At 58.5% G+C, this 15,729-nt stretch carries 11 protein-coding genes; 5 read left to right on the forward strand and 6 right to left on the reverse strand.

Features of this window, described 5'->3' with window-relative positions; genetic code table 11:
* Positions 1–33: 33 nt before the first annotated feature.
* Positions 34–1,740, forward strand: coding sequence for an AMP-binding protein (locus tag PLH32_01480; protein HQJ63261.1), 1,707 nt, complete (start codon positions 34–36; stop codon positions 1,738–1,740).
* Positions 1,741–1,785: 45 nt separating this feature from the next.
* On the opposite strand, the gene PLH32_01485 is transcribed toward PLH32_01480, so the two are convergent.
* Genes PLH32_01485 through PLH32_01495 form a run of 3 tightly spaced genes read right to left on the reverse strand, consistent with a single transcriptional unit; the run spans position 1,786 to position 7,935 of the window.
* A complete protein-coding gene (locus PLH32_01485; GenBank protein HQJ63262.1) occupies positions 1,786–3,552 on the reverse strand; it encodes a BamA/TamA family outer membrane protein in 1,767 nt (588 codons plus the stop codon).
* A gap of 13 nt (positions 3,553–3,565) precedes the next feature.
* Entirely contained in the window at positions 3,566–6,949 is a 3,384-nt protein-coding gene (locus tag PLH32_01490; protein HQJ63263.1) for a hypothetical protein, read from the reverse strand.
* Between the two features lie 50 nt (positions 6,950–6,999).
* Positions 7,000–7,935 (reverse strand): NHL repeat-containing protein, encoded by a 936-nt coding sequence (locus PLH32_01495; GenBank protein HQJ63264.1) that lies wholly within the window; start codon positions 7,933–7,935, stop codon positions 7,000–7,002.
* A 291-nt stretch (positions 7,936–8,226) separates the two neighbouring features.
* Between PLH32_01495 and PLH32_01500 the strand changes: the two genes are divergently transcribed.
* The 4 genes from PLH32_01500 (at position 8,227) to nfo (ending at position 13,163) form a co-directional block, all read left to right on the forward strand.
* Positions 8,227–8,793, forward strand: a complete 567-nt coding sequence (locus PLH32_01500) for a C40 family peptidase (GenBank protein HQJ63265.1) — start codon at positions 8,227–8,229, stop codon at positions 8,791–8,793.
* A gap of 38 nt (positions 8,794–8,831) precedes the next feature.
* A complete protein-coding gene (gene rlmD / locus PLH32_01505; protein HQJ63266.1) occupies positions 8,832–10,322 on the forward strand; it encodes a 23S rRNA (uracil(1939)-C(5))-methyltransferase RlmD in 1,491 nt (496 codons plus the stop codon).
* Between the two features lie 15 nt (positions 10,323–10,337).
* The gene (locus PLH32_01510) at positions 10,338–12,218 is read left to right on the forward strand and encodes a DEAD/DEAH box helicase (GenBank protein ID HQJ63267.1); all 1,881 of its coding nucleotides are present in this window, start codon (positions 10,338–10,340) and stop codon (positions 12,216–12,218) included.
* 96 nt (positions 12,219–12,314) lie between these two features.
* Positions 12,315–13,163 carry a deoxyribonuclease IV gene (gene nfo, locus PLH32_01515; protein ID HQJ63268.1) on the forward strand — a complete coding sequence of 283 codons (849 nt, stop codon included), beginning with the start codon at positions 12,315–12,317 and terminating at the stop codon, positions 13,161–13,163.
* Positions 13,164–13,254: 91 nt separating this feature from the next.
* Here the strand turns inward: nfo and liaF are convergent, their stop codons facing one another.
* The 3 genes from liaF to PLH32_01530 all read right to left on the reverse strand — a co-directional run bounded on the left by liaF (position 13,255) and on the right by PLH32_01530 (position 15,654).
* Complete coding sequence (liaF, locus tag PLH32_01520; protein ID HQJ63269.1) at positions 13,255–13,845, reverse strand: cell wall-active antibiotics response protein LiaF; 591 nt, start codon at positions 13,843–13,845, stop codon at positions 13,255–13,257.
* 47 nt (positions 13,846–13,892) lie between these two features.
* Complete coding sequence (trxB, locus tag PLH32_01525) at positions 13,893–14,828, reverse strand: thioredoxin-disulfide reductase (GenBank protein HQJ63270.1); 936 nt, start codon at positions 14,826–14,828, stop codon at positions 13,893–13,895.
* A gap of 85 nt (positions 14,829–14,913) precedes the next feature.
* Positions 14,914–15,654, reverse strand: a complete 741-nt coding sequence (locus PLH32_01530; GenBank protein HQJ63271.1) for a Nif3-like dinuclear metal center hexameric protein — start codon at positions 15,652–15,654, stop codon at positions 14,914–14,916.
* Positions 15,655–15,729: the final 75 nt, after the last annotated feature.

A 15,729-nucleotide genomic window follows, 5' to 3' on the forward strand; every position in this document is an offset into this window, starting at 1 on the left:
CTGATCGTGCATCATTAAATAAAGGACTATGCGATGATTGTTGAACTGAATCAGCTGACCATTCGCGATCTGATGGAGCGCAGCTTTCAGCTGTACGGCAACCTGCCCGCCCTCGCAAGCGTCGACGAACATCCGATCACCTACAGCCAGATGAAATCGCAGATCGCGGAAATCATCACCTTGCTGCTGGCTTACGAGATCAAGCCGGGCGACCGGGTGGTTATTCTCGGCGACAACAGCCCCCATTGGGTCATCGCCTACCTCGCTGTCACTTGCATGGGCGCCATCGCTGTCCCCATTCTCACCGGCTTCTCCGATGAGGATACACGACATATCATCCGCCACTCCGAAGCGGTCGCCGCCTTCGTCGCCGCCAAGATGCGCAGCAAGCTGGAGGATCTGGAAAATTCAGAACTCCGCGCCCTCTTTTCTCTCGAGGACTGGAGCGTAGAGGAGGCCAGGAAACAACGCGCCTCGCTGCTCGGAAAAGAGACCCACTTTCTGCCTGCCGAGAAAAAACCGCTGCCGTTCTCCCCTGCCGCCGCCTTTGATCAGGTGAACCCACCGCAGGAGGAGGATCTGGCGGTAATCATCTATACCTCCGGTACGACGGGCAACTCCAAAGGGGTCATGCTGACCCACCGCAACATCACCTTTGATGTTGTGTACAGTATCGAACGCTTCCCCATTGACAGCAACGACCGTTTCCTGAGCATCCTGCCCCTTGCTCACGCCTATGAGGCTACAGGTGGAATGCTTTGCCCGCTGGCCGTCGGCATCTCCATCTATTATCTCAAGGGATTGCCCACGCCAGCCAAGTTGCTGTCGGCTATGTCTACCGTTCATCCGACCGGCGTGCTCACCGTGCCCTTGGTTGTGGACAAAATCTATCGCAAGAAAATCGTCCCGCAAATTCAGAGCAAAAAAGTGCTCAACTCGCTCTTCAAAAATTCCTTTTTCCGTAAAAAACTGCACAAAATGGCGGGGAAAAAACTCATCCGCTCGTTCGGGGGAAAATTGCGCTTCTTTATGTTCGGCGGCGCCGCCCTCAATCCCGACACCGAGATCTTTCTCCGCGATGCAAATATCAGCTATTCCTCCGGCTACGGCATGACGGAGACTTCGCCGATCATGACCATTAATCCCTTCGGCACTGTGAAAATGGGCTCATGCGGCAAACCGATTCCCGGCATCACCATTTCTATCCACCATCCCGATCCCCAGACCGGCATTGGCGAGATCATCGTCAAGGGCGATATTGTCATGCAAGGCTATCTCAAAAACGCAGCGGCCACCCGGGAGGCCTTCCTCGAGGATGGCTGGCTCAAAACCGGTGATTTGGGATTGTTCGACGAAGACGGTTATCTCTTCATCAAGGGGCGTTCGAAAAATGTCATCATCGGCCCCTCCGGCGAGAATATCTATCCTGAGGTCGTGGAGCAGGAGATCCTGCAATCCCCTTACATCCAGGAAGCCCTGGTCTATATGGATAAAAACAAGCTGATCGCTAAGGTCTACCTCGATTACGATTTCATCGATCAGAATTTTTCACGCAACAATATGGATCCCAACGACGCTAGCAAAATGGTGCGGGATCTTCTCGAACAGATCCGCCAGGAGGTCAACCTGCGTCTACCCACCTTCAGCCGACTTCAAGCCTTTGAAGAACATCCCGAGCCCTTCGAAAAGACCCCTACCAACAAGATCAAACGGCATTTGTATATCCACGCCGCGCAATAAAAAAAAGCCCCGGTATCAGTCCGGGGCTTTTTTTTGCCTACACCGCTAAAATTCATTAATCAATCCGACATGGATTTTGCCAGCCATGGGGTCATCCCCCCGCCCGAGACCGTAGTCCAGGCTCATGATCCCCAGTCCAGTCTCCAGGCGGAATCCCAAACCATAGCCAAGCTTGAAAGCCTGGTGGTGTTCGCCTCTGGACGGCGCGCTGTAGTATCCATAGTCCGCGAAAAGAAAGGTGCGGGAGCGCCGCCCCATCCAGTAGCGATATTCGAGGGAAGACCATGCGACCGAACTACCGCGGAACTGATCCTCGCGATAGCCGCGAAGGGTTTTCGCTCCACCGAGGCGATACTGATCCGGAATCGGAATATACGGCTCGCCGCTTTTAATCTGCCGGCCGTGCAGCGCCACCGCAAGGATCTGGCGCTTGAAGAGCGGTGTATAGACCTCCAAATCCAGGGCGATCCGTTTGGTGATCGTTTGCCGCCGGACCGCCGCGGTCAGCAATTCTTCCGGGCCCAGATTGCGCTTGCGGCCGGACTGGTAGGAAGTGGCATAATAGACCCCCTGTCGCGGATTGAGGCGATCATCCCGGCTGTCGTATTCAATACCCAGGGACCCGTTCAGGGTGCTGCTGCGCAGCAGCCCGAAAAGGTAGCTTCCGAGAGAATCGGGGACGATCTCGGACCGGCTGGCCTGCGCCTGCACGGCAAAATTCTCGAGCAAAGGCACCACGATCTCCAAGACCAGATCCCGCTGTACATAGGTCGTATCCTGGATTAGCTGAGTGAATCCGGTCCCCAGATGCACCGGCCAGCCGGCAACCCAAGGTTCGCGGTAACGCAAACTGATATCCTGGGTTTGTCGGTCCTTTTTCTGCCAGTGGGCATAGAGCGTCCGGCCTGTGCCAAGCAGATTGCCTAAGGAAATATCCACCAAACCGGTGAAATAACCTTTCCCCGCCACGCTGCCGGGGGTATAGCCCAGAACCCCGTCAAATCGGCTGCTCTGTCCCTCCTCCACGCGCAGCAACAGACCACCTTCCTCCCCGGCGGTATAAAAAAGCACGGGCTCCTCGACTTTCTTGAAATAGCCGAGTTTCATCAGACGGCTGACGATACGGGCAACCTTTTGCTGGGAATAGGGTTCGCCGGGGCGGATGCGGATCTCCTTGAGGATGACACCGGGTCGGGTCAGGTGGTTGCCAGAAATCTGGATATCGCGCAGAATCAGCCGCGGGCCCGGAGTAGCCCGGTATTCCAGCGCCAGGCCATCTCTTTCCGTCGTCAAGGAGTCGAGCTGCAGAGATTCAAGTTCAAATCGTGCAAAAGGAAGCCCTTCTTTATCCAATTGCAGGAGCGCATCATCGAGGTCCGCCTCAATTTGACCTGCATCGAGCATTCGCCCTGGATGGGTATTGAAACGGCCGAGGAGCGCCCGCGCCCGTACGCTGTCCATCCCGGAGAGAGTGATGCCCTCTGTGCGGATTTCCCGCCCCTGATCGAGATAGATGCATAGCTGCGCCTGGCTGCTATCGGCATTAATGGTATAGACCATGGAATCCAGCCGGGCGTACCAATAGCCGGCGGCAGCCAGGCTCTGCAGCAGTTTTTTGCCGTGCTCCGGCAGCTCGGCCGCCGAAAAGGGCGCTCCGGGGGCAAGGCCAAATTCCTGCAGGACTTTTTCGCGCGGCCAGCGGTATCGCCCCTCGAGCGTGATGCTGCCGAGGGGAACACGCCGCGGCTGGGCGGCAAGCCCTGAAAAAATAACCGCAAGCAGAAGCGCTATAGCTCGGATTTTCTCTGCCATCAGTGCCTTCCGCTCAACGAAACGCCGCCGTCACCTGGGCGCGCCCGGTATGGGTCACGCCTTGCCGCGCCGGCTCGTTACGTCCGGTGTAGGATACCGAAGCCTGAATCGTCTGCGAAAGACGGTATTCGAACCGCATATCCCAGCGCATCGAACGCCCGGCGCTGCGGCCATCGGCCATCTCATAAGGGATAATCCGTCCCTGCGGTGCAACCCCCACCTGATTCCACTCCAACTCGGCCTGCAGCCGGCCATTGGTGCGCCAGGAATAGGTGGCGCGCGGAGTCAGAGCCAGATAGTGCACCCTGGTCTCCGGCAGATAAGAACGGTCCGCCTCACGGGCATACCGCCCCTCTAGGGCTAACTCCAGCGTTGGTCGGGGGCGGTACGAGAGCTCGAGGCGACCCTGATTCGACAGAATGTCCCGATCCTGACGCGAATGCTCTGTAAAGCTCCGCTTGATCCACTTGCGCATCAGATCGGATTGGCCATAGAGGCGGTTTCCCATGCGGCCGGTGAGGCGGGCGCTAACTTCCCGGTCTCCACGCTCCTGTCCGCCCTCAAGATACTGGTTGTTCATTTCATTCTTCTGTTGGTAACGCAGCCGCAGGGAGAGATCGCGCCGGTTTTCAAAGAGAAAAAGATCCTGACGCCATTGCATCGCGCCAAAGAGGGTGACTTCGGGCCGTTGAAATTTGTCCAATTCCATCAGATAGATTTGCCAGACGTTCTTCTCCTGAGTCCGCTCCTCGATTGCTCCATAGGTTTCGGAGGAGAGCGCGCTCAGCCAGCGTTTCCATTTCGTGAGGGGGTTCACCCCCTTGCTGCGGCTCCAGAAGCGGGCAGGATCGAGGCGCAGACGTGCGCTGCTTTTCAGCTCGACAACAGGGACCAGATCATCGGTGGTGAGGATGCGGACGATATAATCGCCCAGGGGATCTAAAACATACTCATTCAGATCTTTGTCATAGCGGTAGGTGCCATCACCAGGATTGACCTTGATATAGATACGCTCCTTCCTGGCCGTCGCGGTATTGGAGATCTGATAATTGACGTCCGCATTCACTGCGCTCTTCCAAGGGACCGCCAGCAGTCTGATCTCGGCGAGATCGGTATTCTTTTTACTGATGGCCGAATCGGCGTAAGTGCGCTCGCGATGGGTGAATTCGAGCGAACCGGAGAGGGCGCCCAATTGCTGAGCCCGGAGCTTGACCTGCTGGGTCCGCGCCGTCGATCGGCCAATAAAGGCATTGCCTCCCGCATAGGTCTGGTCATCCCGCCAGGAGTAGAGGGCCTGGGCGCTGATTTTTCTGGAGGGACGGATCTCTGTCCCGCCGGTGAGCGCATTGAAGCGAAAACCCGTGGCCATGGAGGCCGACCAGTTCTCCTTTTTCTCTTCGCCCTCATATTCAACCAGGGGTCTGAACCGCCAGAGGCTATAGTGGGCTTGGCCGCGGGCGCGCAGCCATTCGCTGCGGCTGCCGCCAAATCCCTCCGCTCTGGTGATGTGTTCTACTCGCAGGGCATAGGACGGCAATGAAGGCCGGTCGAGAGCATGCTCCAGCTGCCAGCGCTGCGACTGGAAGCCGCCGCTCTTGTGGTTGTCGCCATACTCACCGCTCAGTCGCGCGCCGGTAAAGGGAGCCCAGTCGCCGCTCATCTCCCATACCTTTTCGCCGCGGGCGGCGCTGCGACCCAGGTCCCAGCGGCGGTTATACTCCGCTTCCTGGGTACGATCGATGTCACTAAAGCGGTCTTCCACACGCCGGTATCGCCCTGACCACTGCAGCACACCCAGGTGTCGCTTCAGGAAACGCAGGGTGTCGGGCGTAAAGGCGATCTGCCAGCTCTGCGCCGCCCCCTGATTATCGCCATCGCCAAGGGACGAAAAAGTGTTCCGGTCGAGATTGCTCACGGCAATCTCGCCGTTCAACCGCCAGGTTCGGTTCGGCGCAGCGGCCAGCTGGAAATCCATCAAGGTGTGACTTTCGGGGGTGACAAGGAGCTGAACCGGCTGGTACCGGCCCAGGCCGGCGCCCACATAAGCATAGGCGCCGGCGCCGGTATATTTATACGCCCCCTTGCCTTCGCTAACATCCGAAAAGATCACGGAATAGTCGCCCGAATCCGCACCGGCATAGACATAATACCCCGCCGCAGCCTTGCGATATCGGCCCTTGCCCTGGCCTACATAGGTCGCGCCATCCTCGGCGGCAAGCGAAGCATTATCGCCTGCCGCGCGCAGGATCGCCAGTTTCTGGTCATCGAGCGTGAAATCGAGGGGATTATCCTTGTCATCCCCTTCGCGGATCAGCGCACTACCGAGCTTCAAGCGTCCGTTCCATAATGTGCCGGATGCCTGGGCGGCATAGATGCTGCGGCGGTACTGCTCATCGGAAAACTGAAAGTCGACGACGATACGCGAATCGGCCGTGATCAGCCGCCGCCGGGTGAAGGTAATCTGGGCGGCAGCGTAATCGATGATATAATCGTTGGTTTCACCGCGGACCAGTGTCTGCCCATCGAGATAAACGCGTTCGGTTCCGGCCATCACAATCATGTCGATCTGTCCCCGATCGCCCACCAGCTGGTACGGCCCCTGGTTACCCTCCTGGCCTGTGAAGGCATAGGAAAAATACTTGCCCCGCGAAACCGCCCCTGAAGCCGAGAGCTGTAGATTCTGATACCGCACACTCCCCATCGCACCCTGCAGCTTGCGGCTGTATTGCGCAAACTCGGCTCCCGTGAAATCGAGCGTATAATCCCCCATAATGGCGGAGAGATGGGGCGCATTGATCTGGACAAAAACCTTGTCGATCTCCTGAAGGTTTTGGGTGGTCCCTTCAGGCTGAATGGGCGTGCTTTGGTCGGTCAGCGCGGCAACAACCTCGACATTTTCAGCCACTTTGCCGGAGACGTTGATGTTGAGGCTCGAATTGACCTTCAGGCCTCGATTGCTTCCCACGGTAATCCCGCGGGTGATGCTGCCGTTCTTATTAAGCTGTGCGGCATAATCGATCTCTTCGCTGCCCATTTCGCGAGGCAGGCTTTCCCCGGGGGAGGTGGCACCGAACATGCGTTGTACGAGCGGGTGTCGCTGACGGACCCGGGCAAGCGGGGAGGGGAAGATCTTATACTGCAACCGGATGGCGGCACCTTGAGGAACCGGATCGGCAAAACGGATCTCTCCCTTGAGGTAATTCAGGGTGTAGTGATCGCGGGAGAGTGGCTTGTTGTCAAGGAAGACGCGCTCGGACTGCGCGAGGATAAGCGTGTCGGGCAGGAAATAAGGTCCCCTTCGTCCTTCACCGAGGAAGAGCAGGTCCTTCTCCAGCAAGGTCATACGCTCGATCTTGCCGGTGACCTGGGCTTGCACGGGCCAGCACGCCAGCAGCAAAAACAGGATCCTCCACCCCTGCACGCCGGACCACCGCATCGGCTGCCTTCTCAAGGAATGTGCAGCCATGAAAGTTCGAAAGCCTGCACACGGTGATTGGCCGACTCCACGATGTACATCCGGTCTCCTTGCACCGCGACATCAGCGGGATCGTTCAAGGCGCCCAGTTTCTCTCCGGTAGTTCCCACGCTGCGGATCAGTCGGCCTTTCTGGCTAAAGATGAGGACCTGGTCACGCCCCTCGTCGGCCACCAGGAGCAGGCCTTCCCGGGTCAGGCAGAGACCCACCGGCTCTTTCAAAATGCTGCTACCGATCTCCTCAAGATAATTGCCGAAGTAATCGTAGACGACGACGCAGCCGCGCCTCCGGTCCGAGACATAGAGCCGGTCCTTGGTATCGAGCGCGGCCTGATTCGGCTCAGCCAGCTCTCCTTCGCCCTCGGCGAAATCGCCGAAGGATTGCACCGCTTCACGCAAGGCGTTCAGCTTGAGAATACGCAGATTCTCCGCATCAGCGATGAAGAGATCGTTATGGATGGAGAGGGCCAGGCCGGCGGGAAAACCCAGACTCAGCTTGTTAGCCGTGCCCTGCGGAGAAGAATAGGCGCTAATCCAATGCAATTGCCGGTCGCAGCGGACAATGCGTCGGTTTTGGTAGTCGGCGATGAAAAGATCCAGGCCATTGCCGGCGTAAAGATCGACGGGCTGCTGAAACTGGTTTTCCCCCCAGCCGAATCCTCCAACCATGGCCAGCACAGCGCCGGCTGCAGTGCATTTTTGGATGCGGTTATTGCCGGTGTCAGCAATATAGAGGGCGCCTTCTGGGTCCAGGGAGAGCGCTCGGGGCGAGCGGAACTGGCCGGGACCATCACCCTCCCGGCCGAAGGCATAAAGCAAGCGCACCATCAGGCTGTCGCCGGCCACCGCATTGCCGGCCGCGAGCGCCAGCAGCAGAAAAACCCATCCTCTTTTGAATATCCTGCTCACATCCCGCTCCACGAACCTGTCCGGGCCGCCAGAGACACCTGGCGTTCGCTCCAGCGGCGCCTCGGTCAGCCAGCGTCCTCCTCCAAACGTAAATCTTTAGCTAAATTAAAGGTAAACAAGGCAAAAGTCAAGGGAAAAGTCGACCGACCGAAAATTACACTTGGAACTTGTTCGAAATAACCGTAATTTTTATGCAAGGGTCTCGACAGGACCCGCGATTAATCCCGGTTCTGGCACAATTGGGACAAGGCCTTGCGGCGCTATCCGCACCATAATAGATTTGCAATAACTATGCCGAAAAAAGAGATAGCACACGCCCTCAAGAGCGTGCCGAGGCGTCTGTCCGCATGGATCATCCTGCTTCTTCTGGTGCTGGTATCGGGATGTGCCTGGAATCCCGACTTTCGCAGGCCCGTGCAAGCGGGGCAGGAAGAGCTCACGGCGGAAAATACGCGCGGGGAGCGGTTCGGTGCAATGACGCCGGAACTGCAGGAACGGTTCAAGGCCGAAATCCGCAGCTATTGGGAATCCCCCTATTTATGGGGCGGCAATGCCCCATCCGGCATCGATTGTTCGGGCCTGGTGGGACAGATTTATAAACGTGCTGCAGCCATCGATCTGCCGAGAACCACCCTCAAGCTCTTTGCCCTTGGCATGAGCGTGGAAAACCAACCGCTGCAATTCGCCGATCTGGTCTTTTTCAAGCTCGGTCATGCCAGCCAGCCCGATCATGTAGGATTCTACGTGGCCCGGGGGTATTTCATCCATGCCTCAGTCACCCGCGGTGTGACCCTGTCACTGATCACGGACACCCCCTATCGCGAGAGCTATGCGGGGGCTCGCCGGCTGCTCCAGTGAGGGCGAATGCGTAACTGAACCAGGCAAACGGACTCGAAATGCACATCGCCTGCACACAAAGCACCACACCGGAGATTAAAAAAACCGCTGCCGGCCTGCGCCGAGGCGATCTCGTCGAACTCCTTCCGACGGATCTCGCCCTGGGAGGGGCTGCCGTAGCCCGGTTGGATGATCTGGTGATCTTTGTTGAGCATGCCCTGCCCGGGCAAAAGGTTCTGGCGAGAATCAGCAAGAGGAAAAAGAACTTCGCCGAAGCGCAGCTGCAGGAGGTTCTGCAGCCCGCACCCGATCAAGCCGAGCCACACTGTTTGCATTTCGGCCATTGCGGGGGCTGCCGCTGGCAGCATCTGCCGTATGCACAGCAGTTGCACTACAAACAGAGGCAGGTCGAGGAAGCACTGACCCATATCGGCGGATTCTCAGGTCTGGAGGTCCAGTCTACGCTGCCCTCTCCAGAGATTTACTCCTACCGCAATAAAATGGAGTACTCTTTTTCGCCGCAGCGTTGGGTCCCCCGGCATGAGCTGGGCGTCCCTCCAGCGGAGGAACCCGCGCTCTATCTCGGCTTGCATGCGAAGGGATTTTTCGACAAGATCATCGACGTAGAGACGTGCCACCTTTTAACGCCGGTGACCAATTCTATTCTTCATCACGTGCGTCAATTCGCCATTGACTCCGGGCGTCCGGCCTATCACGCCCGTGACCACCACGGCTTTTGGCGCTTTCTGGTGATGCGGCATGCCAGAAAAACAGGTGAAATTATGGTCAATCTCGTCGCCTCCGAGTATGACCCGGCGCTGGCCCGCGACTTTTCAGCGCGGATGCAAGCGCATTTCCCTGGCATCACCTCCCTGCTGTTCAGCACGACGCAAAGTCTTTCCGGTGTGGCCTTCAGCGAAGCAGAGTATCGGCTCGCCGGCAAATCGACCATTACCGAAAAACTGGGCAACCTCACGTTTGAAATCTCGAGCAATTCGTTTTTTCAGACCAACACGCTCCAGGCTGAACGGCTCTACGATGTCGTCGTCGACTATGCCCGGATCCATCCGGACGAAACCGTCTACGACCTGTATTGCGGCGCAGGCACCATTTCGCTCTATGTCAGCCACCTGGCCCACAAGGTGGTCGGCTTCGAATCGGTTCGATCCGCCGTGGAAGATGCCCAACAAAATGCCGCACTGAATCGCATAGGCAATTGCTCGTTTGTTTGGGGTGATCTTCGAGACCTCCTCGAAAACACCGCAGAGACCATCGCGCGTCATGGCCGGCCCGACGTCCTGATCATCGACCCGCCGCGCGGCGGCATGCACCCCAAAACAGTGGCGGCCGTTTCACGGCTTGCCCCTGAGCGCATAGTCCATGTTTCCTGCAACCCCGCTACTCTGGCGCGAGACCTCAAGGTGCTCTGCGCCGGGCCCTACCGGTTGATGAAGATCCAGCCGGTTGACATGTTTCCGCACACCGCCCATATTGAGGTGGTTGTGCTGTTGCAGCGAAATCCCTCATCTCTTCAGGATGCCAAAGTTTAACACAGGAAATGAGCTATGAACCTCTTTAAAAAGCTTTTTGGCAGTAAAACTGAAAAAAAGAGTACACCTGCGCCCCGCCCGCAATCCGATCAGGATCGCTACGGCGCGGGACGTTCCCGCTCCCGTTATCAGCAGAATCAGCGCCCTGGAGGCAGCCCAGGGCCCAGACCGCAGGGGGGCTCGCCGCAGCGTCCCGGCGGCCAACCGCCGCGGCCGCAGAGCAGTGTGCCCGCCCGACCGGATGCGCGCCCCCAGGAAAGCGCTGAAGGGCGGCCCCAGGGCGGCAGCTCGCGCTCGCGCCGCAGAAGAAGATCCCGCCACCCCCAGGGCCGCCCGCCGCAGCCGGATCTCCAGCAGCAGGTTGCCGCGCAGTCTGCGCCGGAGATCAAGCCTGAAGCCATCAGCGAACCCCGCGAGACGCCGGCGCCCGCAATCGAGACGCCAATTCGCATTCCCAAGGAACCGCTACCGGAAATCTCCCGTGACCAGCTTTCCCCCGCATTGCTGGCTGGACTCGCCCGCACGAACTGGGAAGATCTGATGCCGGTTCAGGCACGCACCATCCCCTATCTGCTGGCCCGCCGCGACCTGATGGTCCAATCGCGCACCGGCAGCGGCAAGACCGGTGCCTTCATCCTGCCAATGCTCGAACGTCTCAATGCATCCCTGCCCGAAACCCAGGCCCTGGTCCTGGTACCTACCCGCGAACTGGCCAAACAGGTCAGCAGCGAAGCCCAAATCCTCTTTGGTGATTCGGGTTTGCGCGTCGCAGCGGTATACGGCGGCGTCGGCTATGGCAGCCAGATCGACGCGTTCCGCGCCGGCGCCCATCTGGTGGTCGGCACCCCGGGCCGCATCCTCGATCATCTCCTCAAAGGATCGCTGAACCTGCGCAGCTTGCAGCTGCTCATCCTCGATGAGGCCGACCGCATGCTTTCCATGGGCTTTTATCCCGACATGAAGGAGGTCCAACAGTATCTGCCGCAAGGCATCAATGCCTATATGTTCTCCGCCACCTTTCCCCCCTTCGTGCTCCATCTGGCCGCTGAGTTCCTCGACGATCCGGAACTCATCAGCCTGAGCGGCGACCAGGTCTATGTCGCCGAGACCGAGCACTCCTTCTATGTCGTCCCTCCCATGGACAAAGACCGCGCTCTGGTCCGCATCATCGAAATGGAAAACCCGGCTCAGGCGATCATCTTTTGCAACACACGCTCCCAGGTCCATTATGTGGCCATCGTCCTGCAGCGCTTCGGCTATAATGCCGATGAACTCTCCTCGGATCTGCCGCAAAATGCGCGTGAGAAGGTGATGGCGCGCCTTCGCGATGGCAGTCTGCGCTTTCTGGTGGCGACCGATGTGGCCGCGCGCGGCATCGATATTCCGCAGTTGCCTGTGGTGATCATGTATGAACCGCCCGAGGACCCGGAGGCCTATATCCACCGAGCGGGACGCACCGGCCGAGCCGGCGCCAGTGGTGAAGCGATCTCGCTGGTCACCGAAGTGGAGCAGATCGATCTCGACCGCATCGCCCGGAAATTCAACCTTACCCTGATCCAGAACGTCCTGCCGCAGAACGAGGACGTTGCGGCGCTGGTCACCGAGCGCGTCACCGCTCTGCTCGAGGCTAAATATCGCGCAAAGGACAATGTCGAAAAAGAACGGCTGCGCCGCTTTCAGCCTCTGGCCCAGAGCCTTGCAGACAATGACGACCTGAACAATGTCATCGCCATGCTGCTCGACGAATTCTATCAACAGACCCTCCATGCCCCAGTGCCGACCACAGCCAACGTGCTGGTGGAGAAGCGCTCGGAGAGCAACGAGGACCAGCCGCCGCGGAACAACCGGCCGCGGCGTCGCGGCGGCCGCCACCGCCGACCGGGCAGCCGTTCCTGATACAACCCTCAGCCGGATCCAATCGATAGCGCCGGAGGCCCTGTGATCCATGCTGCGGAGCCTCCGGCTTTGCATTCAACGAAAGGTCTTCGCGCCATGAAATTCCTTGGAGCTCACGTCAGCGCTGCAGGCGGTCTGGAAAATGCGCCCGAAAACGCCCGCGCCATTGGCGCGCGGGCGTTCGCCCTTTTTACCAAAAACCAACGCCAATGGCTGGCCAGAAGCCTCGACACCGCTGAGATCGACCGGTTCAAGGTCCGTTGCGAAGAGCTACACTTCTTGCCGGACTATATCATGCCCCATGACAGCTATCTGATCAATCTCGCCCATCCTGAAGCGGCCGGCTTGGCCAAATCTCAAACCGCCTTCATCGACGAGATGAAACGCTGCGAGGAGCTTGGTTTGAAAATGCTGAACTTCCATCCCGGCTCCCATCTCGGACTGATCGCTTTGGAAGAGGGGTTGCAGCGCGTCGCAGCTTCCATCAATCTCGCCCTGGAGCGGACCAACGGGGTGATCGCTGTCATCGAGAATACGGCCGGACAGGGCAGTAATGTAGGGTGCAGCTTCGAACAGCTCGCAGCCATCATCGAGGCGGTGGAGGATAAAAGCCGCGTCGGCATCTGCCTCGATACCTGCCATCTCTTCACCTCCGGCTATGACTTACGCACCCCCGAAGCCTATGCCGAGACCATGCGTCTCTTCGATGCGACGGTCGGCTTTTCCTATCTCCGGGGGATCCACCTCAACGACGCCAAGAAAGAACTGGGCTCCCGTGTCGACAGGCATGCCCCCATCGGCGATGGCCTTCTCGGCCTCGATGCCTTCCGGCTCCTGATGCAGGATAGCCGACTGGACGATCTCCCCCTCATCCTCGAAACCCCGGAACCCGACCGCTGGGCGGATGAGATCCGTCTTCTCTACACTTTCGCCGCAGCAGAATAACCTGCGCACACAGACCGCGTTCTGCCATAAAAAAAAGCGCCGGAGGAACTGCGGCAGCTCCTCCGGCGCTGAAATCCGAACCGAATGCCTCTCAAAAGACCTTGATGTCCCCCAACCCGACACTGCAGATCAATAGCAGCCTGGCGGGCATCTCTTCGTATTTGGGCGTCTGGTAAAACAGCGCCTGATTGAATCCCTCGGCCTTCTGATCGAAAACCTTGATATCCCCCAACGACACCCTGGCCTTGACCTTCACGGGCAGCCCCGGCAGCAAGTCGACGTGCACATCCCCCACGCCGCTGCGCAGATAAAGACGATGTTCCCCCGGCTCCATCGCTACCTGGGAGGCGTCAATCACCACCGAACCCACAAGGGTCTTGACGCTGCCACCGTTGAAGCCCCGCGCCGGCAGCTTGATCCGCAGGTCGCCGATGGCCGAGTCCCTCGACAGCGTCCCCGCAAATTCGGGTTCGTCCTCATGAAGGGTGCCGGGCGTTTGCTCGTCCCCACGCCGCCCTCCCAGCACGAGGTAGAGACCCAGCCCGATCAGAGCGACCGGCCAGAAGCGGAAGAACCAGCGAATGATGTCAAACAACGAGGGCCCATTGAAGAGGAGCAGGCAGCCAATAACGACCAGGACCACCCCCAACAGGGTCGAACCGCGATTTGATTGAGAATCCATAGTCCTCCTGTATCTTAATCCTGCGCCCGATTCGGCGCAGCCCTCACTCATCGCCCGGGGTAAGCCTTGCCCTCGAGTTCTGCAATGTATTTCTCGACCTCAATGGCCGCCATGCAGCCGGAGGCGGAAGCGGTAATCGCCTGGCGATAGATGGAATCCTGGACATCCCCGCAGGCGAAAACACCAGGCAAATTGGTGCGCGTGCGACGATCCGTTTCGATATAGCCGCCGCCATCCAGCGTGACCTGGCCTGCAAAGAGTTCGGTGTTGGGTTTGTGGCCGATGAAGACAAATACCCCGTCGACCGGGAACTCCGACGAGGCCCCGGTTTTGACATTTTTCAGCCGCAAATGGGTCACCGTCGTGCTGCCAGCAATCTCCTCCACGATCGTATCCCAGATAAAGGCCATCTTGTTGTGATGCAGCGCCCGCTCCTGGAGAATGGCGTCGGCCCGCAACCGGTCGCGGCGATGAATGATGGTCACTCTCTCCGCAAAACGCGTGAGGAAGAGGCCCTCATCCAGTGCGCTGTTGCCCCCACCCACTACCACCACCTGCTTGCCGCTGAAGAAAAAACCGTCGCAGGTAGCGCAGTAGGAAACCCCCTTGCCGATGTAGCGTTCTTCTCCGGGGACGCCGAGCCGTTTCGGGGTCGAGCCGGTGGCAATGATCACCGACCGCGCTTCATGTGTCTGGGTAGGCGTCCGGACGCGCTTGACGGGTCCCTCCAGTTCGACACTTACGACCACATCGTAGATGACCTCCATCCCGAAGCGCAGGGCCTGCTTTTCAAACAACTGGTACATTTCAAAACCGCTCAATCCTTCCGGAAAGCCGGGGAAATTTTCCAGATCATTGGTCAGGGTGACTTGTCCCCCCCGTTCCATTCCGCTGATCAGCAGTGGTTTCAGATTGGCACGGCCGGCGTAGATCGCCGCCGTCAATCCGGCTGGACCCGAGCCGATGATAATCACATCACGCATGGTTATTTTCCTGTCTTCTCTTACGTTTTTTTATTCAATTAGATTCACCAACTCCATAAAGTATTCAAACTTTATCCGTTCCATCTCAGACGGGATTGGGGATATCGACGAATTCCACCTCCACGGCCATTTTGTGCGCCAGATGTTCGCCCAGGGCGCGGATGCCCAGCCGTTCCGTCGCGTAGTGACCAGCGGCAATAAAATGAATTCCCGCCTCCTTGGCCATGTGCATGGTTTTTTCCTGCACCTCTCCGGTGATATAGGCATCGAGCCCCTCCGCAATGGCCAGAGCGAGGTCGTCCGGAGCCCCTCCGGAACAGTAGCCGATGCGGTGGATCCTGGCCGGTCCGAAGGAAAATGCGAAGGGTTCGCGATCGAATGTATACCGGACCAGTTCAACCAGTTCCGTATACTCCATCTCTTCGGCCGTACCCATCAGACCGATCCGGCCCAGCGGCGCAATGTTGTGCAGGCCCAAGGCCTTGACCGCCAGAATATTATTACCCACCTCCTCATGCACATCAAGGCAGAGATGATACGCCAGCAGATTGAGATCATGCTCAAGTAGAAACCTAAGGCGTCGGCGGAGGGGCCCCTGCACAACCCGGCTGTCCCGGTCCCAGAGCAGGCCATGGTGGACTATGACCAGATCGGCTTCCTTTTGCACCGCCGCCTCGAAAAGTTCGAGGCAGGCGGAGACACCGGTGACGATGCGCCCGATCGGCCTTCGACCTTCGACCTGCAGGCCCATGGGACCGTAATCGGGGATCAACCTTACGCCCAGATAGTCGTCGAGATAGCTGACCAATTCTTCACGCAGGACCATGGTGACCTCTCGAGGATTTACAGGGTGATTTGTCTCCCGTAATATAGGGCGCAAGAATTGAAACGCAAGAAAAAT

This window comes from bacterium, from assembly GCA_035419245.1.
GTDB lineage: Bacteria > Zhuqueibacterota > Zhuqueibacteria > Residuimicrobiales > Residuimicrobiaceae > JAKPUX01.

Excerpts from the sequence above, each read along its gene's own strand:
- PLH32_01480 (HQJ63261.1), top strand. The coding sequence starts at position 34 with ATGATTGTTGAACTGAATCAGCTGACCATTCGCGATCTGATGGAGCGC.
- PLH32_01485 (HQJ63262.1), bottom strand. The coding sequence starts at position 3,552 with ATGGCAGAGAAAATCCGAGCTATAGCGCTTCTGCTTGCGGTTATTTTT.
- PLH32_01500 (HQJ63265.1), top strand. The coding sequence starts at position 8,227 with ATGCCGAAAAAAGAGATAGCACACGCCCTCAAGAGCGTGCCGAGGCGT.
- rlmD (HQJ63266.1), top strand. The coding sequence starts at position 8,832 with ATGCACATCGCCTGCACACAAAGCACCACACCGGAGATTAAAAAAACC.
- PLH32_01510 (HQJ63267.1), top strand. The coding sequence starts at position 10,338 with ATGAACCTCTTTAAAAAGCTTTTTGGCAGTAAAACTGAAAAAAAGAGT.
- nfo (HQJ63268.1), top strand. The coding sequence starts at position 12,315 with ATGAAATTCCTTGGAGCTCACGTCAGCGCTGCAGGCGGTCTGGAAAAT.
- liaF (HQJ63269.1), bottom strand. The coding sequence starts at position 13,845 with ATGGATTCTCAATCAAATCGCGGTTCGACCCTGTTGGGGGTGGTCCTG.
- trxB (HQJ63270.1), bottom strand. The coding sequence starts at position 14,828 with ATGCGTGATGTGATTATCATCGGCTCGGGTCCAGCCGGATTGACGGCG.
- PLH32_01530 (HQJ63271.1), bottom strand. The coding sequence starts at position 15,654 with ATGGTCCTGCGTGAAGAATTGGTCAGCTATCTCGACGACTATCTGGGC.